Source organism: Streptomyces sp. (genome assembly GCF_019510245.1).
Lineage (GTDB): Bacteria > Actinomycetota > Actinomycetes > Streptomycetales > Streptomycetaceae > Streptomyces.
The window spans coordinates 1-23,702 of the sequence record NZ_JAEKKT010000158.1; the positions used below are offsets into that span (position 1 = coordinate 1).

At 68.6% G+C, this 23,702-nt stretch carries 18 protein-coding genes; 7 read left to right on the forward strand and 11 right to left on the reverse strand.

Annotated elements, in window-relative coordinates; genetic code table 11:
• The coding region (locus tag JF597_RS29535) for an ATP-binding protein (RefSeq protein ID WP_294002434.1) at positions 1 to 162 on the forward strand (162 nt) is incomplete at its 5' end.
• Positions 163 to 359: 197 nt separating this feature from the next.
• Here JF597_RS29535 and JF597_RS29540 read toward each other — a convergent pair.
• Both JF597_RS29540 and JF597_RS29545 read right to left on the reverse strand, forming a co-directional pair.
• Positions 360 to 1,601, reverse strand: coding sequence for an ATP-grasp domain-containing protein (locus tag JF597_RS29540; RefSeq protein WP_294002334.1), 1,242 nt, complete (start codon positions 1,599 to 1,601; stop codon positions 360 to 362).
• A 13-nt stretch (positions 1,602 to 1,614) separates the two neighbouring features.
• Positions 1,615 to 2,652: a hypothetical protein gene (locus tag JF597_RS29545; RefSeq protein ID WP_294002335.1), complete on the reverse strand. Its 1,038-nt coding sequence runs from the start codon at positions 2,650 to 2,652 to the stop codon at positions 1,615 to 1,617.
• Between the two features lie 635 nt (positions 2,653 to 3,287).
• On the opposite strand from JF597_RS29545, the gene JF597_RS29550 reads away from it, so the two are divergent.
• The gene (locus JF597_RS29550) at positions 3,288 to 3,785 is read left to right on the forward strand and encodes a sigma factor (RefSeq protein WP_294002336.1); all 498 of its coding nucleotides are present in this window, start codon (positions 3,288 to 3,290) and stop codon (positions 3,783 to 3,785) included.
• Positions 3,786 to 3,910: 125 nt separating this feature from the next.
• Here JF597_RS29550 and JF597_RS29555 read toward each other — a convergent pair whose 3' ends face one another.
• The 4 genes from JF597_RS29555 to JF597_RS29570 form a co-directional block, all read right to left on the reverse strand.
• Complete coding sequence (locus tag JF597_RS29555; protein WP_097227996.1) at positions 3,911 to 4,486, reverse strand: hypothetical protein; 576 nt, start codon at positions 4,484 to 4,486, stop codon at positions 3,911 to 3,913.
• Positions 4,487 to 4,547: 61 nt separating this feature from the next.
• A complete protein-coding gene (locus tag JF597_RS29560; protein WP_294002337.1) occupies positions 4,548 to 5,957 on the reverse strand; it encodes a S8 family serine peptidase in 1,410 nt (469 codons plus the stop codon).
• Positions 5,958 to 6,050: 93 nt separating this feature from the next.
• Complete coding sequence (locus JF597_RS29565) at positions 6,051 to 7,424, reverse strand: hypothetical protein (RefSeq protein WP_294002338.1); 1,374 nt, start codon at positions 7,422 to 7,424, stop codon at positions 6,051 to 6,053.
• Positions 7,421 to 7,705 (reverse strand): hypothetical protein, encoded by a 285-nt coding sequence (locus JF597_RS29570; RefSeq protein ID WP_294002340.1) that lies wholly within the window; start codon positions 7,703 to 7,705, stop codon positions 7,421 to 7,423. The genes JF597_RS29565 and JF597_RS29570 overlap by 4 nt, the downstream gene beginning before the upstream one ends.
• A 497-nt stretch (positions 7,706 to 8,202) precedes the next feature.
• Here JF597_RS29570 and JF597_RS29575 point away from each other — a divergent pair, with 497 nt between their 5' ends.
• The 3 genes from JF597_RS29575 (at position 8,203) to JF597_RS29585 (ending at position 16,009) form a co-directional block, all read left to right on the forward strand.
• Entirely contained in the window at positions 8,203 to 9,642 is a 1,440-nt protein-coding gene (locus tag JF597_RS29575) for an NAD(P)/FAD-dependent oxidoreductase (protein ID WP_294002342.1), read from the forward strand.
• 452 nt (positions 9,643 to 10,094) lie between these two features.
• A complete protein-coding gene (locus JF597_RS29580) occupies positions 10,095 to 11,135 on the forward strand; it encodes a LuxR family transcriptional regulator (RefSeq protein WP_294002344.1) in 1,041 nt (346 codons plus the stop codon).
• A gap of 728 nt (positions 11,136 to 11,863) precedes the next feature.
• Positions 11,864 to 16,009 carry a carboxypeptidase regulatory-like domain-containing protein gene (locus JF597_RS29585; protein ID WP_366916462.1) on the forward strand — a complete coding sequence of 1,382 codons (4,146 nt, stop codon included), beginning with the start codon at positions 11,864 to 11,866 and terminating at the stop codon, positions 16,007 to 16,009.
• A 95-nt stretch (positions 16,010 to 16,104) separates the two neighbouring features.
• On the opposite strand, the gene JF597_RS29590 is transcribed toward JF597_RS29585, so the two are convergent.
• Together JF597_RS29590 and JF597_RS29595 are read right to left on the reverse strand one after the other, a co-directional pair.
• Positions 16,105 to 16,563 (reverse strand): acyl-CoA thioesterase, encoded by a 459-nt coding sequence (locus JF597_RS29590; protein ID WP_294002346.1) that lies wholly within the window; start codon positions 16,561 to 16,563, stop codon positions 16,105 to 16,107.
• Positions 16,564 to 16,744: 181 nt separating this feature from the next.
• Positions 16,745 to 17,614: a phosphatase PAP2 family protein gene (locus JF597_RS29595; protein WP_294002347.1), complete on the reverse strand. Its 870-nt coding sequence runs from the start codon at positions 17,612 to 17,614 to the stop codon at positions 16,745 to 16,747.
• 921 nt (positions 17,615 to 18,535) lie between these two features.
• Between JF597_RS29595 and JF597_RS29600 the strand changes: the two genes are divergently transcribed.
• Positions 18,536 to 18,907: a DoxX family protein gene (locus JF597_RS29600; RefSeq protein WP_294002348.1), complete on the forward strand. Its 372-nt coding sequence runs from the start codon at positions 18,536 to 18,538 to the stop codon at positions 18,905 to 18,907.
• A 257-nt stretch (positions 18,908 to 19,164) separates the two neighbouring features.
• On the opposite strand, the gene JF597_RS29605 is transcribed toward JF597_RS29600, so the two are convergent.
• Entirely contained in the window at positions 19,165 to 20,145 is a 981-nt protein-coding gene (locus JF597_RS29605) for a D-cysteine desulfhydrase family protein (protein ID WP_294002349.1), read from the reverse strand.
• A gap of 238 nt (positions 20,146 to 20,383) precedes the next feature.
• On the opposite strand from JF597_RS29605, the gene JF597_RS29610 reads away from it, so the two are divergent.
• Positions 20,384 to 21,118, forward strand: coding sequence for a lysophospholipid acyltransferase family protein (locus JF597_RS29610; RefSeq protein ID WP_294002437.1), 735 nt, complete (start codon positions 20,384 to 20,386; stop codon positions 21,116 to 21,118).
• Positions 21,119 to 21,270: 152 nt separating this feature from the next.
• Here the strand turns inward: JF597_RS29610 and JF597_RS29615 are convergent, their stop codons facing one another.
• Positions 21,271 to 21,825: a hypothetical protein gene (locus JF597_RS29615; RefSeq protein ID WP_294002350.1), complete on the reverse strand. Its 555-nt coding sequence runs from the start codon at positions 21,823 to 21,825 to the stop codon at positions 21,271 to 21,273.
• Positions 21,826 to 22,075: 250 nt separating this feature from the next.
• Complete coding sequence (locus tag JF597_RS29620) at positions 22,076 to 23,680, reverse strand: ABC transporter substrate-binding protein (protein ID WP_294002351.1); 1,605 nt, start codon at positions 23,678 to 23,680, stop codon at positions 22,076 to 22,078.
• Positions 23,681 to 23,702 lie beyond the last annotated feature (22 nt).

Genomic DNA, 23,702 nt, shown 5'->3' on the forward strand with positions numbered 1-23,702 from the left:
CACACCGGCGGCAGCGGACTGGGCCTCGCCATCGTCCGCCAGTTCGTCGGGGCACACGGCGGAACCATCACCGCCGACAGCCGACCCGGCAACGGAACCGTGTTCACCATCTGGCTCCCCCACACCCAGCAACCCGACGGCCCGGCAGAATGGGATGTGTGAACTGCCCGGCACGCGCGTCGGCCCTTGAGTTCGGGCCGGTGTCGGCAGCACGTCCTTGCCGCCTGCGTGGCGGCTGCACTGGACCTGTGCCCCGGATCGTGGCCGGCCATGACCTCGGCCTGCGCGGCCGAGGCCGGCGTCAACCAGTTCGGAACACGCAAGCAGGGCCGTGATCCGGCGTGAGGTCCAGGCTCCTGTCAGTCCGGCTCCACCTCGTACATCGCCTCGCCGTCCAGGAAGCGGAGCGTGTTCAGGTCGCGTCGCATGATCGCTTCCTCGGCGTGGCTGAAGGTCAGGGTCGCCGGGTATCCCAGGTCCCATGTGGTCGGCACGATGCGTTCTCCCGGTCGGACGACGACCGTCATGTCCCGGAAGCTCTCCAGCCGTCTGATCTCGTCCAGTGCGCGATATCGCACCAGGCGGCCCGAGACGGGTGAGACGAGCGCCGCCCAGGCGAACGCGCTCCGGCGCGTGTACGGTGCTCCGGCTCGTTCGTGGAAGCGTTCCGGCCTGAGATACGCGTCGACGGACCACTCCAGCTGGCCCTCCCCGATGGCATCCGCCACGTAGTAGGGAAGCCCCGACATCCGGGCGTTCACCTCGACGAGACGCGGGCCGTCCGGCGTCAGTTTGATCTCCACGTGTGCCGGACCGTGCCGGATGCCCAACGCGTCGAGAACCTGGCGGGCATGGGGAACCAGCTCAAGGAGCAAGTGGTCGTCCGAGCGCATCAGCACCTGGGTGACGACCAGATCCCGCACACCGTTGGCCGTGATCCGGTCGGTGCTCCAGACATCGGTGACATCGTGGACGCCGTCGCAGCTGACCGTGTTGACGATGTACTCGGCACCGACCAGATACTCCTGGGCCACCACACTGTCGATCTGTCCGCCGAGCGTGGTGACCTGGTGCAACAGCGATGTCAGGGCGGCGGCCGAATCAGCCGGTGAGTCGCAGAACCGCACGCCCTCACCCCCACCACCGCGCAGCGGCTTGACCACCACCGTGCCGCCGATGTCCTCGTGCCAGGCGCGCAGCTCCGCCTCGTCGCCGGTCCGGATCTGCCGCGCCGCGGGGACACCTTGTGCCCGGACGCGCTCGATCTGCAGGTATTTGTCGCGGCGCGCCCGACTGAGCTTTGTTCCGTTCGACCGCAGACCCAGCCTGTCGGAGAGAACGTCGGCGAGTTCCACGCCGGACTCACGCCCGGGCAGCACGGCGTCGGGCCGCAAGGAAGCCACCCGGTCGGTGAGGGCGTCGATGTCTCCGTCATGCACCAGGGTGTGACTGAACCGCGATGGGTCCACGGGGGTGACGCCGGGCAGGAGTTCCGGGGTGCTCTGCACCTGTACCACGTCGGCACCGACCGCCCCGAATGCGTCCGTGAATCCGGAGGAGGTGTTGAAGGCATCGACAACGACTGCGCGAGGATTCTTCATATGGTCTCCCGGCTCAGTCCGTCATGTCGTGGAAGGCTTGGATCTCCTGACGCACGGTGAGGAGACGGTAGACCGAATTGGTGAGTACATTGCGGACGTCGAAGCCTGACGTGCCAGGGTTTTCTCCACCCAGAATGTTCCGCTCCTCTCCCTGAACGGCTATTTCTTTTCTGGTCAGTCCGTCCCCGCCGGTGAAGGCATCCGGGATCACTTTCTTGGTCACCCCGAGATGAATCATGCGGAAATCGGTGAACTTGTCGATCACGCGGAGCAGGGCGCCGGCGGCTTCCTGGTCGAGCTTCAGGGAACCATCGAGAGCCGCCTGCGTCACGTTGAGCCCGTCCCCGGACCTCTTACGCCACTCGGCTATCAGCGGCCTTGCCCAGACCGGGAAGTACGGCATGGACTGATCGAGGTAGACGCCGTACTCCTCGGTCGGCGGCAAAAGGACCAGTTCGAGCAACTGGACGCTGGGCATGAAGGCGCCACTCGCTCCTCGCGGCCCTCCCGGGTGACCCATGTGGTACCGGCGGAAGGAGTTGAAAGAATCCTTCGAGAGCTTGCCGTACTGCACCATGAGGAGACGGAATTCGTCGAGCTGCCGGAGTGCTCCGCCCAGGAGGACGGCCGGTTCAGCGAGATCGGGCTCGAGAAGGAGAGCGCAGATCTGCCGGTACGCCGCACGCACCTTGGGCTCCGCGAGATAGTGCCCCAGGTAGAAGTCGCGCTCCAGACGCCCGGTCTCGCCTTCCGAGAACACCCGCATGCGCCCGTGGCGCTCCCACTCCTCGCTGTTGACGTCCACCAGGAGTTCGTAGCTCATGTGCGGATCCAGCTCGGGGAACCTCGCGCACTGGCCGGATATGGTGTCGGTGAGCAGACGGGGAACGGTTTCGGACCCAGGGACCCCGAAGGCGGAGAACCCTGCGAGCATGAAGAGCAGATCGAGTTGCGCCACGCGCGCGGCGGCCAAGTCATCGAGCAGCGAAATCCCGGGGATCGCTTGCTCCAACACCCCGCTCTGTTTGTCCGCGAGATCCGCGAGGGTCATGCGCTCCTGCGCCACAGCCGCGAGGTCTGCCGGAAGTTCGTCCAGGACGTAGTCACGCGTCGGAGAGATCTCTGAAGTTTCCGAATCACGCAGTAAAGACTGAGCCCGTGAAGAGGACATCCTTATGCATCGTCACCTCTTGTCGGCGGGAAAGTGAAGGGCACGCATCACGGGAGAGGGAATGGCTGCGTCGGGCCGTTCACACACGGTTGCGACTTCTGCGCATTATCAAAATCACCTCAAAGGTCCCCCAGAACGCATTACACAGGGAAACCATAAACAAGACACTTGCCACGACAATTACATTGACCCGGACGGTCCACGTCAAGTGACATCGATGTCACGAAGATCACTCAACTACCTGCCACGACAACGAACCGTCCCCGCACGGGCGTTGCGGACAGCCGGGCGGTCCTGAACCGCAGACCGGTGCGAACGCGAGCGGCGCGATGTGACAAGTACGGGGTGAGACCGTCGTGGGACGTCGGAGACGGAGATTCCGTGGAATCGGAGCACGACGCGTCCGGCGTTCGTGACAGTGACATCCGGCTGTCCATGTCCGCCGACGACCCGGCGGCGTTCATGCCCCCGGTCGAGGTGTACTCGGTGCCCTGCACGGCTACTTCGCGCGGCGAATGCCCGGCGCCGCAGACGATCTGCTGGCCGAGGCCTGGCTGCAGGCGTTCGCCGCCCGACGCGCGTTCGACCCTGCCCGCGGATCCGCACGGGGCTGGCTGTTCGGTCTGGACGGCCTGGACACGAACCCGGCGCTGCTGCTGCGGCAGATCGAGACCACGACCAAGGCCTCCGCGGACGAGGACGAGGACGCGGGAACGCTCGGCTTCGTGCAGGCCGGCGCCCTCCTCGCCGACGCCCCCGCGAGTCCGCGGCTGCGCAGCGGCCTGTTCAGGGCACCGGGCCGTCTGAAGGGAGTGAGCGTCGTCGGCACCGTCAAGGACAGCACCGGGCGCACCGGGACGGAACTCGCCTACCGCGGAGGCGTCGGCACCACCAAGGTCATCATCGACCCGAAGACCAGCACCCTCCTCGAACTCGTCGAACCGTGGCGCAGCGAGAAGGACCAGCGCCGGCAGACCTACCTGTCCGTCGGCCTGACCGACACGATCGGCTGAGCGGCCGAGCGGTGGCGATGTCATGACGGCCACCGGTCTGCGCCCCGGCACCGGTGCCGGGGCGCACTTCACCGATCCGGTCCGCCGCGGAACGAGAGGTGGCCGCGTACGGGATCAGCGAGGGCTCAGTAGGACTCCTCGCCCTGCCCCAGTCCGATCCCGGTGCTCCAGGAGCTGAACGTGACGCCCGCCTGGTAGATCTCGGTGTCACCCGGCGCGTAGAAATACGTGCTGCGGCTGGTGTGGTCGGGCATGGCCAGCGTCATGGAGCTCACCTTGAGGGTGTGCTCGGTGGCGTCGGAGACGTTGTAGACCGCGGTCGTGTGCAGCGGGGAGTCGGGCCTGAGCACGAGGGTGCCGCCCCGGCCGTTCACACTGACCGGGACCGGCTTGTCCTCGTCGACGGCGCCCTTGACCGTGATCAGCGGCGTGTCCTTGAGCGTGCAGACGACGCCGTCATGGGCGAGCAGCGTCACGTCGAAACTGCGTCGGCTCAGACCGGCGGTGTAGCCACCGAAGTAGAACGAGACGTCGTCCATGGTGCACGGACGCGGTGTCGCCGCCTTCGCCGGCGCCTGCCGCACGCCGGCGGTGACGGCTTTCGCGCTGTCGCCCATCGTCGCGTTCGCCACCGCCGTGCCGCTCAGCAACGTCGCGGCGACCACTGCCCCGACAGCCACCGCACGGGAATTGAGACGCATGAGGTACCTCCACATCATGTAGGAATGGCCGAGCTGACATGCCCCCGGGGGACTCGCCTGGTCAGAAGGCGCCCAGCCCGTGCGGGACACCGAGACCGGTGGGTCCGTCCCAGCCCGGTCCCGCGGTGCACAGGGCCGAGCTGATGTCGGGGTAGGAAGCGCACTGGTGGTAGACCTCGTTGTTGCCGCTCGTGATGTCCGTGAAGTCGCTCTTCGGCGCCCGGTAGAGACTGCGGGGTCCGTCGACCGCCGAGAGGTGCCCCGCGCGGGCGAACAGCCCGGCCACGTAGGGCGCTGACGCGCTGGTGCCGCCGGCCACGACCCAGTTGTAGGGGTCGTCGCTGCTGGGTGCGTAGGTGTCGTACACGGCCACACCTGTGGCGGGATCGGCGTCCGCGGCGATGTCGGAGGCCGCCCGCTGACCGCCACAGGCGGACGTGGCCGCGGACGGCTGACCGACGGCGGCGGGAAATGCCTGTTCACAGCCGCTTCCCGCGGCCCACCACGCACTGGGCTGCTCCGTGTCGGCGGGCAGGGTCACACCGCCCACGCTGATCACGGACGGCAGGGCGGACGGCCACAGCTGGTGAACGCCGCTGTTGAAACCCGCATCGCCCGTGGACGCGGTGATGGCCACACCCTTGTGGTCGAGGGCGCTGCGGCGGAAACCGTGCGTGTTCTGGACGTCGGCGCTGTAGCCGTAGCTCAGACTGACCGCCGACGCACCCGCTTCCACGGCGGTGTTCACCGCTCGGGCGAAGTCCTCGGTGGACACGTCGTTGTCGTCCTGGGCGTCCTGCCAGGGAATGGAGACCTCGAGGAGACGGCAGGAGGGGCAGGCGGCGGAGGCCATGTCGAGATCGAGGGCCGTTTCGAGCGCGACCTGCTCCTCCAGATAGCTGCCCTGGGTACCGCTCTGGGGAGCCGGCTGCTTGCCGCCGTCGTAGTTCATCAGCGTGAGGCAGCCGGAGGCCGTGGTGCACGCCGGCAGCCCGAACTTGCTGCGGTAGACGGCCAGGTCCTGCTCCAGCGTCGGATAGACACCCGCGTCGATGATGGCGATCGTGCGAGTACTGCGGGAGACGGCGGGCAGCCCGTAGGCCGCCTGCAGGTCGGCCGGGCCGTAACCGGCCGGGGCAGTGGACCGCAGCAGCGTCTTCCCGTCGGCGTCCTCGGTGACGACCTTGGCGTGACACCGGGGGCAGACGTCCCGTGTCCCGTGGTGGTCGAGCAGTGTTCCGGCGATCACCTCCTGGTGCAGCCGGGCGACGCTCTCACCGGAGCTCGCCTTCCCCGTCGGCTGGGTGACAGGGGGCTGGGACGGGCCGGAGGCGTCGAGCACCGGGGCCGCCGACGACGGGGCCGTGTTCGCGACCGCCGAGCACACCAGCGCGGTGACCGCCGCGGCCGCGGCAGCCCACCGACGCCCGCGCGACGCTGTTCCCGTCCGTATCCATGTATGACGTCTCACACACACTCGATCCACTCGATGGGTATGCGGCTTGCCATGTGTGAGCATGACGAGCCCTGACCGACTGCAACCGCAGTCGCACGGGGCCATGTTTCACGACGCGTCAATTCCTGTCATCACCGGGGTACTTGGCGCGTCAGGTGTCGATGCCATCGTGCGGAGACACGGCCCGACCCCGAGGGAGCCGGGAGCGGCCGCGCCTTCGAGGCGGACGCGTCGGTGGAAACACGTGAGAGGCGCCGCGAACGCATCCGGGGCCAGGTCGAGTCCGCTGCCGGTACGCATGGGCGCCATCGTGCGCGCCAGCATCTCGGCACGCAGCGGGCTGAGGGTGTCGGCCTCGGCGGACAGTGTGTCCTCGCCCGACGGATACTCCACCTCGCCGTCCCGGACGGTCAGCCGCAGGACGTCGCGTCCGCCGTGCATGGCCCCGGTGGCGTCCAGGACCACCAGTCCGCGCACGCCGGCCCCCAGCAGCCGGGAGGAGGCCGGGATGCGCACGCCCTGCGCGATGACCACCACGAACGGCTCTGCCGTGCTGGGCGAGGACTCCGGGTCGTGGTCCGGCCTGTCCCGCACGTCCGGGCCGAGCAGCTCCATCAGCGCGTCGAGGTCCTCGGCGGCGACCCGCACCGGTCCGGCGGCGTCCTGGTCCTGCGGGTGCGCGTTGTGCGGCAGCCACTTCACCCAGTCCCACTCGGCCCGGCCGGCGGCGTCGGCGAGCACGGCGATCCGCAGCTCGTCCGGCGAGTGGAAGACGGCGAGCTGAGCGACCATCGCCCGCATCAGCTCCAGCACGGAAGCGCCGTCGCCGGCGAACTCCACACTGGTGAAGCGTTGCAGCGAGACCGGAATCGGCAGCCCGGTCACCGTCTGGTGCGTCTTGGTGAACCGGCGCAGTGAGATCGCCGACAGTGGTTCGAGATCCTCCACGGGTCTCGTGCGCGGCGGAAGGAACTCCAACGCCGCCTTCCGGGTCCCCACTCCGACCCGTACCCGCGCGAAATCGTCGTGCCCTGGCCTGCGTTCCCACACCCGGGGTCCCAGAGCCAGCGTCAGCAGGTCGTCAGGGGCAGGGTTGTCCCAGGTCACGGCGGCCCTCTGGGCGGTCGCGGCCTGCGTGGCCAGCCGGCGCTGCTGCGCCAGGTAACGCAGGTAGTCACGTCGTTCGGCGCGCATGCGCCGCCTGCGATCGGCTCCGTTGCGGCCGAGCTGGCTGACGCTCATGCTGACCATGGCGACACCCATCATGCCGGACATCATGTAGGTCGTCGGACCGCCACGGCTCGCCGAGAACATCAGGACTATGGCGACGGCGCCGAGTCCCATCGGCAAGTAGGCCAGCACGGAACCGAAGTCGGCCGTCGCCGGTTCCCCCAGTACTGGGGGTTCGGCGAGTTCGACCTCGTCCTCCGGCACGTCCGGACCCTCGCGACGCGGTGAGCGCTTGACCACCACGGTGCTCACTCGCAGGACCTCACGGACTCCGCCACAGCCGCCTGGGGATCGACTTCCCATTCCTGGCCGACGATGACCAGGACACCGGAAGCCGGAAATTTGGCGGACAGCTGTTTCAGGAGGTCAAGAGCCGACACGTTCATCCGTTCGACGGCCACCACCACGACGTGGGTGTCCCCCGTCTCGCCGCCGGTGCGCAGAATCAGACCGGACTGCTGCCTGACGTATGCGGCCAGACTCAGCCTGGTGATGGGATCCGCCGCGTGGACGGCCACGCCGATGGGGCTCAATGTCGTCTCCTGGGTTCGGAGGCGTGAAGTCGGTTCGCATTGCGGCATGCCCACACGCGATCTCATACTTGTACCGTCAAACACTTGCTTCGGCGTCGTGGGTTTGTCAAGTCGGTCTTCGGGTGCGCAAGTACCGCGATGGACGCCTCCGACGCACCCCCTCACGGCCCTGGCATCAACCACCGACAAATCAAGCCGAGTTGGTGACACAGGAGCAGACGGCGGCGCAGCTGTGCAGCCGCGCGGCCTCCGGGTGTGAGAGTAAACCATGACACATGTCGACCGCTTCGCAGCACGGCACGTGCCGCCCTTGGGCCCTGCCACGGCGGCGAGTCCCGAGCCGGCCGGCTGTGGGCCGAAGCTCCCGACGGCCTCGCGCGCCTCAGTTGTCGGCCACGGCCTTGTGCCTATCGTTCAAGCCCGAGCCTTCACAGCGGTCCCACTGCACCCCCCGGCGGCGCCACCGACCACGCGGCCAGAAAGACAGAGGAACAGCCATGAGCGACACCTCCCGCACCTACGACGTCGTCGTGCTCGGGGCAGGTCCCGTCGGCGAGAACGTCGCTGACAGGACCCGTGCCGCGGGACTGAGCACGGTCATCGTGGAAAGGGAACTGCTCGGCGGTGAGTGCTCCTTCTGGGCATGCGAGCCGAGCAAGGCACTGCTGAGGCCGGTACTGGCACGCGCGGACGCCCGACGCGTGCCGGGACTGCGGCACGCGGTCGACGGTCCCCTTGATGTGGCCGCCGTCCTCTCGCACCGCGACGACATGGTCAATCACTGGCATGACGAGGACCAGGTGGAATGGCTGGAATCCGTGTCGGTCGACCTCGTACGGGGCCACGGACGACTCGACGGACCACGCCGCGTCGTGGTGAGCACCCCCGACGGGCAGACGGTCCGCCTCGACGCCCGCGTCGCCGTGGCCGTCTGCACCGGTACCGACACGGCGTTGCCGGACCTTCCCCACCTGGACACCGTGCGCCACTGGACCAACCGGGAGGCGACCGGTGCCGACACGGTACCCGCCCGTCTCGTCGTGGTCGGCGGAGGCGTGGTGGCCGTCGAAATGGCGACCGCTTGGCGTGCTCTCGGTTCCGAGGTGACCATGCTGGTGCGTGGCGAGGGGCTGCTGGTGCGGATGGAACCCTTCGCCGGTGAACTGGTCGCGGACTCCCTGCGCGAGGCCGGTGTCGACCTGCGATTCGGTGCTTCCGTCACCTCCGTCACCCGGCCGCGCGGCCCTGACGGCGACGTGCACGTCGTGCTGTCCGACGGAGGGCGGCTGGAGGCGGACGACATCCTGTTCGCGACCGGTAGGACACCCCGGACCGGTGACATCGGTCTGGAAGCCGTCGGCCTCACTCCGGGCGATTGGCTGACCGTCGACGACACGTTCCAGGTCACCGCCATCGAGGACGGCTGGCTCTACGCGGTCGGCGACGTCAATCACCGAGCTCTGATGACTCATCAGGGCAAGTACCAGGCACGTATCGCAGGTCCGGTCATCGCGGCCCGTGCGAACGGGGAGCCGGTCGACACCGGCCGCTGGGGAAAGCACACCGCGACCGCCGACAGTGCGGCACTGCCTCAGGTGGTCTTCACCGACCCGGAGGTCGCGTCCGTCGGGCTGACCGCGCGCGAGGCCGAACATGCCGGCTTGCGCATCAAGGTGGTGGACAACGACTTCGGCAGCGTGGCCGGTGCGTTCCAGTACGCCGAGGGGTACCAGGGCAGGGCGCGCCTGGTGATCGACCTGGACCGAGGCGTCGTCGTCGGGGCCACCTTCGTGGGGCCCGGCATCGCCGAACTCCTCTACTCGGCAACCGTTGTGATCGTCAGCGAAGTGCCCGTCGACCGGCTGTGGCATGCCGTACCCGCCTTCCCCACCATCAGCGAGGTCTGGCTGCGCCTGCTGGAAACCCACCGGGGGTAGGGGCTCGTCCGACGTGCTCAGCGCTGCACGGCCGGGCCGCCGCACGCCTTCGGGGCCGGCTCGGTCGGCGCCCTGTGATCCGTGCGGCCCGGCCGCATCCGGGTGGATCTCGACGACGCATGTGTTCACTCGATTCGTCACATGCATCTCTTCTCGGTGACCACTGCGGCCGGTAGCGGGTGTGGGTCCATGGTCCGAACGGAGAGCTGCGCAACCCCCGATCGGACCTGTGCCTGGACGGCACGCCCCTCACCCTCCAGGACTGCACCGGCGCGGCCGGCCAGCGGTGGACGATTCCCACCGGCTGATCCAGTCCTCGTGACCGTCGCCGCTGTCGCACTGCGGTGCTCGTCCGAGATCGGGCCGCCTTGGCCGAGAGGTGACCGGAATCAGTGATCGTCAGCCATACGATCATGGGCCTGTCACAGGCTAGGTTGTGGTCGGAGGTGACCATGCTGGAAGTTCTCGGGCTGGACCAGCCTGCCGAGGCGCTGTACATCATCCTGGTCGACAACCCGCCCATGGCCGTCGGGGAGTTGTGCCGCCGCACCGGCATCGAGCCCGATGCCGCGGTCGCCGCCCTGGTCCGGCTGGAGGACGGCGGCCTGATATCGCGGCTGACCGGGAGCCCGCCCCTGTACACCGCCCTCCCGCCCGAGCACGCCCTGGAGGTGCTCCTGCTCGCCCGCGAGCGTGACATCCACAAGGTGCGCGCCCTGACCGGACAGTTGACGGAACGGCATCGCGAGGCCCGCCGCAGCCGCGACTCGACCGCGCTGATCGAGGTGGTCACCGGCCGCGACGGGGTCGCACGCTGCGGGCAGCAGTTGTTCAAACGCGCCGAGCGGGAGCTCCGCGGCATCGACGCGCCTCCCTATGCCCAGGCGACGGACGGCGAACGGGTCAGCTCCGCCACCGCCGTGGCCGGACGCGACGTCCGAAGCCGCTTCATCCACGCACGTCACACCCTCAGCATGCCGGGTGTGGTGGCACGGCTGGAGGTCGACATCACCGCGGGCGAGGAGGTCCGGTTCCTGCCCGAGGCCCCGATGAAACTGATCATCGCGGACGACCAGGCGGCGCTGATCCCGTTGCTGGCCACTCCTCAGGTTCTGGACGCGTGCATCCTCGTCCGGCCCTCCGCTCTGCTGGACGCGCTGTCCACCCTCTTCGAGTCGCTGTGGGCGCAGGCACAGCCCTACATGCCCGGAAGACCTGTGCCGATCGGTCCGAACGAGTTCGTCAGCGACGAGGAGCGGCGGATCGTCTCCCTGCTGGCCATGGGTATGTCGGACGAGGCCATCTCCCGCCAGCTGGGAGTCGGCCACCGCACCGTGCAGCGCCGGGTGCAGGCGCTGCTCGGCCGGCTGGGCGCGACAAGCAGGTTCCAGGCGGGGGTGCTCGCCGCCGGCCGTGGCTGGTGGCAGCTGGATCAGGAGCGGGCGGACGGTCCCCTGGCAGCGAGCCGGGGGCGCGCACCGATCAGTCCCTGAACCGGGCCGCGGGTCCGGTCGAGCCCCGGACGACCCGACTCCTGCATGGCTCAAGTAGGCTCTGTCATGGGACAGTTCGCGCACGTCGTCGCTGTGGCCGTACCAGGAGCCGGTGAAGTGGCGCGCACCCGGCAGAACGGCGGTGTCCTCGGCTTCGCCGGGCTCGGCAACGGACGCCGGCACCAGCGAGCCCGCCCACGACGCACCCCGAGCGGGTTTCCGCACATGTTTGCCCGGCCTCGGGCGGTACGACGAACGCGGCGGGAGCCTTCTTCGGCGGCGCCGTCACCCGGGTCCGGCGCGCGCTGTACGGGCAGGAACGACTCCAGCCGGGGGCGGAGCCCGGCGTCGTTCGGCACAGACATGCTGACCAGCACAGAGAACCAGCCAGGGGCCGGACGACGCGGAGGAGTGGCGGTTTGCCGCCGTGTCGTGTTCACGCCCCTGACACATCCCGGTGCGCACGGGCCCTCACCCACGGCATCGCGTCCGCTCAGCGAACGCACAGAATCCCTCATTCCATACGGAACACCCGTCAATCGCGGACCGAGGACACCCTGTCGATGCCTCAGTTCTGACGCTCAGTCACCGTGGTCACAGAAGGCAACTGATTGACACGGGAAATACACAACCCGTTAATTGGCCCCCGGTGAACACACCAGAAGTTCACCGTCGCCCGAGAGCCGTGTACGGGTCGACCCCTGCACAAAACGCACGGGAGTCACACGTTGCGCACACCAGCGAGAACCAAGTTCCGTCCCAGACGACCGATATCCACCGGCCTGGCCGTCCTCGGCGCCACCGCCATGGCGCTGCTCGGCCTCCAGGCACCGGCGTCGGCCGCCGCCCCCGCGACCTCCTCCGCCTCCGCGGACGCCACGAGCGCGCATCCGCTCCTGGAGCCCGCCTGCGACGTCCCCAAACGCAGCCACTTCTCCTGCTTCGCCCTGCGCCGCACCGACGTGAAACCCGTCAAGGGCCTGATGCGCGCGGCCGACACCCCCAACGGCTATGGCGCCACCGACCTCCAGAGCGCCTACAACCTGCCCGCCGACGGCGGCAGCGGGCAGACCGTCGCCATCGTGGACGCCTTCGACGACCCCAACGTCGAGACCGACCTGGCCGTCTACCGCCAGCAGTACGGGCTGCCGGCCTGCACCACGGACAACGGCTGCTTCCACAAGGTCGACCAGCGCGGCGGGACCGACTACCCGGCCCCCGACCCCGGCTGGGCCGGCGAGATCTCGCTCGACGTCGACATGGTCTCCGCGGCCGCGCCCAACGCGCACATCCTGCTCGTCGAGGCGGACGACAACAGCTTCGAGAGCCTGTCGGCCGCGGTCGACGAAGCGGTCGCGCTCGGCGCGAAGTTCGTCTCCAACTCCTACGGCACCGACTACCGCGGCGGGGAGGGCGAGGATCCGTCCGAGACCACCACGCTGGACGCCCACTACAACCACCCCGGCGTGGCGATCACCGCGTCCACCGGCGACTACGCCTACGGCGTCGGCTACCCGGCGGCCTCCCAGTACGTCACCTCGGTCGGCGGCACCACCCTGACCCGTGACGCCTCCACCCCGCGCGGCTGGACCGAATCCGCCTGGAACCTCGCCGGTTCGGGCTGCTCCCAGTACGAGCCCAAGCCCGCGTTCCAGCACGACAGCGGCTGCGACCACCGCGCACTCGCCGACGTCTCCGCCGTCGCCGAGGACGTGGCGGTCTACCAGACCTACGGCAACGGCGGCTGGGCCGTTTACGGCGGCACCAGCGTCTCCGCACCCCTCATCGCGTCCGTGTACGCCGCCGCCGGCACCCCCGTCGCCGGCACCTACCCGAACTCCTACCCGTACACGGCGGGCGGCGGGATCAACGACATCACCACCGGCAGCAACGGCACCTGCACACCGTCGTACCTGTGCAACGGCACCGACGGCTACGACGGCCCCACCGGCCTCGGCACCCCGGCCGGCCTCTCCGCGTTCCGCAGCGGCCCGCACGGCGTGATCTCCGGCACCGTGACCGACAGCGCCACCGGCAAGGCCGTCGCCGGAGCGACGATCAGCGCGGGAACCAACACCGCCCACACCGATGCCTCCGGCGCGTACTCCCTGACCGTGCCCACCGGCACGTACGACGTCGGCGTCGAGGCGTTCGGCTACGCCAGCGGCTCCGCGAGCGGAGTCGTCGTCGACGACGGCGCCACTTTGACCAAGAGCTTCTCCCTCGACCCGGTGCCCAGCCAGACCGTCGCCGGCAAGGTCGTCGACGGCTCCGGCCACGGCTGGCCGCTCTACGCCAAGATCACCGCGGACGGCGTGCCCGGCTCCGTGTGGACCGACCCGGCCACCGGCTCCTACAGCCTCGACCTGCCCGAGGGCCACACCTACACCCTGCACGTCGCGACGACCACCACCGGCTACCAGCCCGTCACCAAGAAGATCACCGTCGGCGACTCCGCACAGACCGTTGGCTTCTCGGTCCCCGTCGACTCGTGGGCGACGAGTACACCCGGATACCAGGTCCACGAGAGCGGCACCACCGAGCCCTTCGACGCCACCGACGCCCCGCCGGCCGGCTGGAGCGTGGTCAACGCCGACGGCACCACCGGCGGCTGGGAGTTCGACGACCCCTCCAACCGCGGGAATGGCACCGGCGGTGACGGAGGGTTCGCCGTCGCCGACAGCGATCACTTCGGCGGCGAGGCGTCCCAGGACACCTCGCTGATCAGCCCGGTCTACGACTTCACCGGCATGGACAACCCGGAACTGGCCTTCAACACCCAGTACCAGCAGTTCACCAACCAGTCCGCCGAAGTCGACGCCACCACCGACGACGGCAAGACCTGGACCAAGGTCTGGGCCGCGGGATCCTCCATCTTCCCGGGCCAGCGCATCACCGTCCCCCTCGCCGACTTCGCGGGCAGATCCGCGGTACGGCTGCGGTTCCACTTCACCGCGCACTTCGGCTGGTGGTGGTCCGTCGACAACGTCTTCATCGGCAACCGCGACGTCACGACCGCCCCCGGCGCCCTCGTCGTCGGCAACGTGACCGACGCCAACACCGCCACCGGCGTGGTCGGCGCCACCGTCACCAGCCAGGACAAGCCGGCCGAGCAGGTCACCACCGTCGCCACGCCGGACGACCCCAACCTCCCCGACGGCTTCTACTCCCTGTTCTCGACCACTTTCGGCAGCCACTCCTTCACCGCCGCCAAATCCAAGTACACCGCGCTGACCAAGGCGGTGAAGGTCGGCGCCGACAACACCGTCGCCGCCAACTTCGAACTCAAGGCAGGCCAGATCACCGTCACCCCCGCCGCGGTCGACGCCACCGTCGCCTGGGGCGGCTCCAAGTCACAGAAGCTGACCGTCAAGAACACCGGCGGCGCACCGGCCACGGTCCAGATCGGCGAACAGTCCGGCGGCTTCACGCAGCAGGGCAAGGGCGCCCCGCTGCGCACCGTCAAGGGCGACTACACCGCGCTGTCGAGCAAGGCCCACGCGGCGAAGAACACCGCCAAGCCCGCGGCCGTCCCCGCCGACGACGCCTGGCAGGCCGCACCGGACTTCCCCGGCGCCCTCATGGACAACGCCGTCGGCACACAGGGCGGCAAGGTCTACTCGGCCTTCGGATTCACCGGAACCAGCGACAGCAAGGACATGTACGTCCTCGACCCGGTCGCCGGCAGCTGGACGAAGCTGGCGAGCGCCTCCGACACCCGCGAGGACCCCGCGCACGGCTTCATCGACGGCAAGTTCTACGCCGTCGGCGGCTGGGGAACCAGCGGCAACCCGGACCCGAAGCTGGAGATCTACGACCCGAATTCCGACAGCTGGACCACCGGCACACCCGCGCCCAAGCCGTACGCAGGCGCCGGCAGCGCCGTCCTGGGCGGCAAGCTCTACATGATCGGCGGCTGCGGCGCCAGCTCCTGCAGCACCACGGACGCCAGCGTCTACGACCCCGACAGCGACACCTGGTCCGCGATCGCCGCCTACCCCGAGCCGATCTCCTGGCAGGCCTGCGGCACCGTCGACGACCTGCTCTACTGCGCCGGGGGCCTCGGCGCGAGCAACAACGACGTCTCCCACACCTACGTCTACGACCCGAACACCGACACCTGGTCCCAGCTCGCGGACATGCCTGCCGCGCAGTGGGGTTCGGCCTACACCGCGGCCAACGGCAAGCTGCTGCTGGCCGGCGGCGTCGCCAACAGCGCCCTCAGCAACCGCAGCCAGGCCTTCGACCCGAAGGCCGGCACCTGGAGCGCGCTGCCCAACCCCAGCGTCCCGACCTACCGCGGCGGTGGCGCACCCGGCTTCTTCAAGGTCGGCGGGGGCGTCGCCCCCTCCACCCCGACCTCGAAGGTCGAACTGCTGCCCGGCTACGACCAGACCGGGTCGGGCGACGTCTCCTGGCTGAACGAGAGCACTCAGCAGTTCACCCTCCAGCCCGGCGCCGGCACGACGGTCACCGTCTCCCTGGACGCCTCGGTACCCGAGGTGACCCAGCCCGGTGCCCTGAACGCGGCCCTGACCGTGGGCACCGACACGCCGTACTCCGTACCGCGCGTCCCGGTCACGCTGCACGTCAACCCGCCCAAGACCTGGGGCAAGATCACCGGCACCGTCCTGGGTGCCACCGCCTCCGGCGGCACCGCGCCGCTGGCCGGGGCGACCGTGCAGATCGACAGCTGGGCCTCCGCCTACACACTCACCACGGGCGCGAACGGCACGTACTCGCTGTGGCTCGACACCCGTAACAATCCGCTGACCGTCATCGTCGCGAAGGACGGCTACCAGCCGACCGTGGCGACGGTGAAGATCCAGAAGGGAGCGACGGTCACCAGCAACTTCACCCTGAAGCGCAAGTAGCACGAAGAGCAGCGCGCAGGCTCTGTCGGCGGTGTGGCCACCACACCGCCGACACCCGCGCGGTACCGCCTGAACTCCGTGCCATGGCACGGAGTTCAGGCGGTGTGCGGCCGCTGGATGGTCCGGGCGATCTCCCGTACCTTGTCGGACCAGGGCGTCGGCGACAGCGTGGTGCTGTCGACACGGACGACGGTACGGGTGCCGTGTGCGTACGTCGTCTCACCGTCGGTCGAGCACACGCGATAGTGAACGGTGGCCGAGGTCCTGCCCATCCGTTCCGTCCACAGGTGCACGGCGTATTCACCGAAGGCCGTGATCGGCAGGTCGTAGGTGATGGTGAAGGCCTTGACGACGTTGAAGGCGTCATCTGTGAGGCCACCCGCACGGATCAGCCCCTGATCCCGCCAGAACGCGACCCAGGCCCGCTCGACCAGTACCTGGTAGCGGCTGTTGTGGAGCAAACCCATCTGGTCCAGGTCGTCGAAATGAACAGTCACGGGTATCAGAACGCCGACGTCAACGGTCGGCGTGCTGCTCTGGGCGGTCGCGGTCATCGTGCTTCTCCTCGGTCGTGCAGGTCATCGGCCTCCATCTCGCGAAACGGACCCTCCGGGTGCACGGGTTCGCATCTGTGACGCGTGACACTCGGACATGAGTCACGCTCGCTGTGACATGGCAGGCAGCTGATTGCTCACCTTGCCGGGGCCACCGAGATGCCGTCCCGCCCGCATTCGGCTAGGGCCGGCCGACAGCCACCCTTGCTCCGCCCTCGCCCGGCGGCCCCGCGAACCGGCCTGGGACACCGTGCTTGGAGGGTCCCGTGCGGAGCCTGCTTGGACGCCGTGCCTGTAGGTGTTCGGCGGCATGCCAGCCGAGATGCGCCAGCAGGGCTCCGGCCACGGCGTCGACGACATAGTGGTTGGCCGTCAGCACGACCGTCGCGTCCATGGCCACGGTGAGGGCGATCGCCGTGACACGAAGCCAGACGCTCCGAGTGGCAGCCAGGACGCCAAGTGTCATGAGCAGGTTCCAGCCGACATGGAGGCTCGGCATCGCGGCGTACTGGTCGGTGAGGGCGGGGGGTTGGAGCACTCGGTAGGCGTGGGACTGCCGGGTGACCGTGTCGGTCATGCCGAGCTCCGCCAGCCGTGGCGGGGCCACGGGGAACGCGGCGAAGGTGATGAGGCCGACCGCTCCTGACACGAGCATCGCGCCGACCGTCCGTGCGTACAGGTCGGGGTTCCGATGGAGCAGCCACAGCAGCGTCAGCGCGATGACGGGCCAGTGGCCGAAGATGTAGATCCAGTTGAGGACGGCCGTGATGGCGTGCCGGCCCACGACGAGGCTCTGCAGCGACGACTCCCAGTTCAAGTGCGCATGCCGCTCGGCGGATCGGACCCACGCGGCATTGTGCATGGCCCGGGCCCGGGAGCTGTCGGTCAGTCCTCGAACGCCGAAGTAGGCGAAGACAGCCGCCAGGACGAGGGCGACGCTCCGCAGCCGCGACGTCGAACCGGGGCTCCCAGTGGCAGCCGACGAGTTGCACGTCACCACGTCATGTGTCGTATGGCGGACCCGGTGGGACCAGACGGAGATGGCGCTCATCGTGTCCCCCGGCCGCCGCGATCGAGAGCAATCTCGACATGCCGGCTCGGGGTTACGTCCGTTTTCCCGTCCGCCGGCGGGGGGATTTGGTTCATTACTGACTCCGTGAAGTAAAGCCGAACGAGGAACACAAACCGATCCACTGGTTCCCGATATCCCTCGAAGTGCCGAGGAAGAAGACCACAACGATGCCGCCCTGACCAAATCGGGGTGGGCGCGTGGGAAAGAATCCGTGAGGATCTGTGGGCCGTCCACGGCCCGCCCGGGACGCGCCGCGCCCTGCATCCTCCGCCCTTCGATCCCGCAGGAGCGGACGCATAACTGCCGTGGCTGGCAGGCAAGTTGCCAGGCCGGACCACCTCGGACTTGATACGCACGGGCGGGGTAAATTTTACTTGTTACTGCAATCAACTATTGTGGAAGCGCAGCGGTCCGAGCATTCTCGGAATACGGTGACCCTCGCGCTCGAATACCCCGAAGGCTGAGGATTTTTCACCGCAGTAAAAGTCTTCAGCGGCGATGTTCGAGGATGACTACGGCTCCGGCGACCGGTGAAAGGCGACCCGGTCCGCGCCGCCGCGAATTCGCATTCCCGGTTGATTCCGAGCCCCGACGCACCGAGGTGCGTCCCACAGCGAGACAGCGGTGAAGGCGTTCACGGACGCGACGCTCGCCAGGCGACGGACAGGCGCACCACCGGCGATCCACCCACACCCTGGGCACCCGCACGCCACTCCCACCACATATGCTTGACGTAACAAGTAAAAGCTGATCACCTTGACTGCGATGAGGGGCCCGGTCGATGGCCGGCCGGGGATTCGCGCTCGACGGCGAGGCGGAGCGATCGGCGGCGCGGACGACCAACCCGAGAATCACCCGCGGCCGCTCGCTCCCGAAGCGGTCCCGAGAAAGGAACCAGACGTGTACATCACAGCCGCAGTTCTCAGCGTGCTCCTCGCTCTCGTGGCCCTGTCCGCCGGCGCCCCCAAGTGTGTGCTGAAGGGCGAGGTCTCCGCCGGACTGCAGTCACACATGGGCCTGAGCGCAGGTCTCGTCCGCTTCATCGGACTGTCCGAGGTCGCTGCCACGGTGGGTCTGACCATCGGTCTCTTCTGGCAGCCCGTGGGCATCGCGGCTGCCATCGGCTTCGCTCTCGTGATGCTCGGCGCCGTGGGCTACCACATCCAGGTCGGCGACTACGCCAACCGTGAGACGCGCGCCAACGCCATGGCGGCCGTCGTTCTCACACCGGCCTCCGTGGTCACGGCCGTGACGCTCGCGCTGGCCATGTGACTTCGGGCCGCGGGGCCACCCGGGCCCCGGACGGTCCACCCCCGTCCACGGCGACGCGGTCATCCCGGCCGGCTCGGCGACCGATGGATTCAGGGGGGCGGCCACGAAGCAGACAGCGGCGACGCCGACGGGATCGGGGCCTTCCCAGCCGATCGCACCGCACGCCGGTGGCCACCACGGCGGCGGTCAGCTCGTCCTGCCGCACCGGATGTGGGCGGCCCAAATACCGCGGGACCGGGTTCGGTTGGCCGTGAAGATCAGCCGAAGGTGACCGAGTCCAGTGCGGCCACGCTGCGCCGCACCGTCTGCGTGTGCCCGAAGAGACCGGGAAGCCCGCCCGTGTGGAGGAACACGGTGCGCTGGCTCGGACGGATGTCGCCGTCGCGCACCGCGGCCATCAGGCCCGCCATGGCCCGCCCGCTGTACGTGGGGTCCAGGACGATGCCCTCCGCTCGCGCGGTCGCGTTCATTGCTTCCATGACGGGCTCGTGCAGCACTCCGTACCCGGGGCCGACCTGGTCGAGGCGGATGCGCAGCGATGCGGCCGTGACGTCACGACCGGTGAGCTCGCTGGAGAGCGCGGCGACGACATCGGCCGGTTCCGCCACCGCCCCGCAGTCGACACCGAGCACGCGGTCCTCACCGAGGGCGCCGATGAGCCCGGCCATGGTGCCGCCGGAGCCGAGCGCCACGACGACATGCTCCACATCGGGCAGCTGCATGCGGATTTCATCGCCTGCCTCGACATATCCTCGCGCGGCCAGCGCACTCGATCCGCCGAAGGGAATCACATAGGGACGCGCACCGCGCTCACGGAGTTGTGCACACACCTCCTCGGCGACGGCGCCCATGGTGCCGGGGTCCGTCTCCCCCGACCAGAAGACGCTCGCGCCGAAGAGGCTGTCGAGCACAAGGTTCCCGGAGCCGGCCGCCGCGCTGTCCGCCGTCCCGGGAAATACCAGAACGACTTTCATGCCCAGACGGGCACCGGCAGCCGCCGTCAGACGGGCGTGATTGCTCTGCGCCGCACCTGTCGTGACCAGTGTGTCCGCTCCGGCGGCGAGGGCGTCGCCGACCGTCCATTCCAGCTTGCGTACCTTGTTCCCCCCTCCGCCGAGCCCGGTCAGATCGTCCCGCTTGACCCAGAGTTCGTCACCGTTCAGGCCGAGTGCGACCGCCAGGCGCGGCATGGGTTCCATCGGTGTGAGCCACGTCGAAAGGGAATGCTTGGTGCTCATGGATTCTCCAACGAAGACAGTCATCCGCGGTGCGGCACAGGAGATACGGGAAGCGATGTGCCGTGCCGGACGATTGCAGGACGCGCACGGGCGTCACTCTACTTCCCGGTCAGGGGCATTCGATGCATGGCGGATATACACCAAACCGTACCAAAGGATACATATCCGAGTTTCAGTCCATCAGCGGATGATATACAAAGCTACCGTGCTCCTGAACATGTCTCATGCGAGGAAACATATGCCACGCCGCAAGATCGGAATCACCTACCGGACCATGGCCTCGATCGCGCGGCCCATCGTGTGGGTGCTGTTCAGACGGGACTGGGCGGGTGCACGGCACATTCCCGCGGACGGTGGGTTCATCGCGGCGGTCAACCACAATTCCTATGTCGATCCGTTGGCCTACGGTTACTTCCAGTACACCACCGGACGCCCACCGCGCTTCTTCGCGAAACAGACGCTGTTCAAGGGGACGTTCGGCCGGCTCCTGCACGCCATGAAGCACATCCCCGTCGCCCGCGGAGGGGCGGGAGCGCTGGCGGCGCTGGAAGCGGCGGCGACCGCCGTCCGGGCGGGCGAGGGCGTGGTCTTCTACCCGGAGGGCACACTCACCCGTGACCCTGACATGTGGCCGATGAGCGGTAAGACCGGCATCGCACGGGTCGCGCTGGAGACCGGGTGCCCGGTGATACCCGTGGCACAGTGGGGCGCCAACCTTCTGCTGCCACCGTACGGAAAGATGGGCAGGGTCTTTCCCCGTGGAACCCATCAGGTGCTGGTGGGACCTCCCGTGGACCTGTCACGCTTCGCCGGCAGGGAGCCGGGTCCGGAGGTGTGGCGGGAGGCCACGGAGGAGATCATGGCCGCGATAACCTCGCTGCTGAGCGAGATACGCGCAATCCCCGCGCCGACGGCCCCGGTTGCGCCACAGTCACCGGCGAACCCGGACGACGTTCCTGCGGCGATCGCCTGACCCGCGGCGACGCGCCGGCCGGGCACCCAGCCGGCGCTAAGCGTCCTGCACAGAACGCCTCTGCAGCAGCCGGTTGATGGTTCCTCGGGCCACTGAGGTGATGTCGTGCACATCGGTGCGTGTCATCCCGGCCTCCCGCACCGCCCAGGTGATCAGCGGGCCGCGGAGGTCACGGATCCCGGCCCAGGCGCTGAGAAGCTCGCGCGCCATCGTCTGCGCCGCACCCACCCCGCCGGCCGGCAGCGGGCGGGCTGCTCCCAGGCAGGACTGATCGGATGGGCCGTCACCTCGGGAGCCGCGGCCAGCAGAGCACGGTGCCGCGACGCGAGTTCGCCCCGCCAGTGCGCCGCGCCAGGCGTGTCGCCACTGCCGTAGCTCCGGGGTTCCCACTCGTTCTCCTCGGCCTCCGCAGCCCCGACCACCACGGGAACCAGCTGGGCCAGCCGACTGCGGACGTCGATCACAGCCGCCAGCTCGCGTAGCGCTCGCGCCCACGGCTCAAGCTCCTGCACCGCCATGCGGGACCAGTCCTCGGCCAGCCGAGGCGGTACCGCCAGCTTGCACCGAGTGAGCCGTCGCGGGCCGTCCATGAGGTCGAGCCGCACGCTGTGGGCCTGCCAGCTCCCGTTTTCGTCGGCCCACCGCTGCATGCCGATCCGCTGGACGAAATGCAGCCCGCAGCCGCGGGACTCGGTGGTGATGTCCATGCTGCTTCCGTTCCGGGATGAGAGGGCAGCGGGTATCTGCTCGGCGAGGCCGCCGACTTCGTCGCCGTGACGGCGGGATGTCGTCGCGGCCCATGACAGGAACACCCGGGACGCACGGGAACGAGAACGGGGCCCGTCGCGCCGCGCCGGGAAACCTCACCGCTCGCACGTGACCTGCGGGGGACGCCCACCACCCGGCCTCAGGGGCAGGGCGCGCTTCCCGATCTCCCCCGGGTCCCGGTTGTCCGTCTCACCCGTCCGACACACCGCGGCCCAGCTCCCACACCTGGAGCACCGAGGAGGAGTTGATGGCGTACGCGACGCCCGTGATGTCGTCCCGGGCCGCGATGTACTCCTTGCCCTGCCACAGCGGCAGGACAGGTATGTCCTCGGCGACGGTGTCCTGGATCTCGTCCAGGGGCTTACTGGCGTTGAGGCGGTCGGCCTCGCGCCGGGACTCCGGGATCAGCTTGTTCTGGATCCTCGTGTTCGAGTAGGGCGAACCAAGGAAGTTGTGCTTGTCGAGGAAGGGCGCGACGAAGTTGTCGGCATCCGGGAAGTCCGGGAACCAGCCCATGCCCCAGACGTCGTACGCCCCCTTCTGTTCGGCGGGGCGGAAGGTCGCCCAGGGATGGCCCTGGATGGTGACGTCGAAGAGACCGCTGTCATTGAGCTGCTTGCGCAGGGTCTCGAACTCCTGCTTGGTCGCCGAACCGTAGTGGTCGGTCGTGTAGTGCAGCGTCAGCTTCACCGGGGCGGTGATGCCGGCCTGCGTGAGCAGGGCCTTGGCCTTCGCGGTGCTGGGGTCGCCGTACTTGTTGAAGAACGAGTTGATGTGACCGGTGAGAGAGGCGGGGACCAGCGAGTAAAGCGGCTTGGCCTGGGTGTTGTAAACCTTGGCCACCAGTGCGGCGCGGTCGATGACCTGGGCCATGGCCTGGCGGACGGCCTTGGACTCCACGGTGGCCGCCTTGGTGTTGAAGGCCAGGTACCGGATCTCCAGGCCCGACAGCTCGAGGAGTTCGACGTGCTTGTCGGTGCCCGCGTCGAGCTTGGCGATCTGGTCCGGCGAAATGGTGCGGGCCATCACATCGACGTCGCCCTTTTCGATCGCGGCGGCCATGCTGTCGGCGTCCGCGAAGACACGTATCACGACCTTGTCGTTGTTCACGTCCAGGCTGCCCCGGTACTGGGGGTTCCTGGTGTAGGTGACGCTGGCGATCGTGTTGTCCCTGACGACGGCCTTGAAGGTGTACGGGCCGGAGCCGTCCACGTCGAAGCCGTCCCGCAGCTTGTCCCCGGCGTAGTTCTTGGGGTTGACGATACCCGCGACCGGGGTGGTGAGCTTGTAGGGGAACGTGGCGTCGGCCGACTTCAGATGAAAGACGATCTCGCGGTCGCCCTGGGTCTCGATCGTGTCGATCGTGTTCAGCAGGGCGGAGACACCCGTGTCGGCGTTGATGCGCAGGGATCGTTCGATGGAGCTCTTCACGTCGGCGGCGGTGATGGCGTCCCCGTCGGCGAACCGCAGGCCCCCACGGAGCTTGCAGACGTAGCGTTCGCTGCCCTTGTCGGTGAAGGAGCAGCTCTGCGCGGCCTCCGGCACCGGATCGCCGTCGCCCTTGGGCTGGATCATCAGGGTCTGCACCGTCGGACGCAGGAGGTTCCAGGCGCTGGTGTCATACGTGTAGGCGGGGTCAAGTGGCGCCGGCGCGTCCTTGGTGGCGGTGAACTGGTCGGTGGTGGCGATGACAATGGCGCCGCCCTTGCTTCCGGTGTCGGCTCCACCGCACCCGGCGAGCGCCGGGGTGAGCAGGCCGGCCACGGCTGACAGCGCCAAAGTCTTGCGGTTCATGCGGAGTCTCCAGGGGCGTTCC

Excerpts from the sequence above, each read along its gene's own strand:
- JF597_RS29555 (WP_097227996.1), bottom strand. The coding sequence starts at position 4,486 with ATGCGTCTCAATTCCCGTGCGGTGGCTGTCGGGGCAGTGGTCGCCGCG.
- JF597_RS29610 (WP_294002437.1), top strand. The coding sequence starts at position 20,384 with ATGCCACGCCGCAAGATCGGAATCACCTACCGGACCATGGCCTCGATC.
- JF597_RS29605 (WP_294002349.1), bottom strand. The coding sequence starts at position 20,145 with ATGAGCACCAAGCATTCCCTTTCGACGTGGCTCACACCGATGGAACCC.
- JF597_RS29595 (WP_294002347.1), bottom strand. The coding sequence starts at position 17,614 with ATGAGCGCCATCTCCGTCTGGTCCCACCGGGTCCGCCATACGACACAT.
- JF597_RS29620 (WP_294002351.1), bottom strand. The coding sequence starts at position 23,680 with ATGAACCGCAAGACTTTGGCGCTGTCAGCCGTGGCCGGCCTGCTCACC.
- JF597_RS29545 (WP_294002335.1), bottom strand. The coding sequence starts at position 2,652 with ATGACCCTCGCGGATCTCGCGGACAAACAGAGCGGGGTGTTGGAGCAA.
- JF597_RS29550 (WP_294002336.1), top strand. The coding sequence starts at position 3,288 with ATGCCCGGCGCCGCAGACGATCTGCTGGCCGAGGCCTGGCTGCAGGCG.
- JF597_RS29580 (WP_294002344.1), top strand. The coding sequence starts at position 10,095 with ATGCTGGAAGTTCTCGGGCTGGACCAGCCTGCCGAGGCGCTGTACATC.
- JF597_RS29540 (WP_294002334.1), bottom strand. The coding sequence starts at position 1,601 with ATGAAGAATCCTCGCGCAGTCGTTGTCGATGCCTTCAACACCTCCTCC.
- JF597_RS29615 (WP_294002350.1), bottom strand. The coding sequence starts at position 21,825 with ATGGACATCACCACCGAGTCCCGCGGCTGCGGGCTGCATTTCGTCCAG.
- JF597_RS29590 (WP_294002346.1), bottom strand. The coding sequence starts at position 16,563 with ATGACCGCGACCGCCCAGAGCAGCACGCCGACCGTTGACGTCGGCGTT.
- JF597_RS29575 (WP_294002342.1), top strand. The coding sequence starts at position 8,203 with ATGAGCGACACCTCCCGCACCTACGACGTCGTCGTGCTCGGGGCAGGT.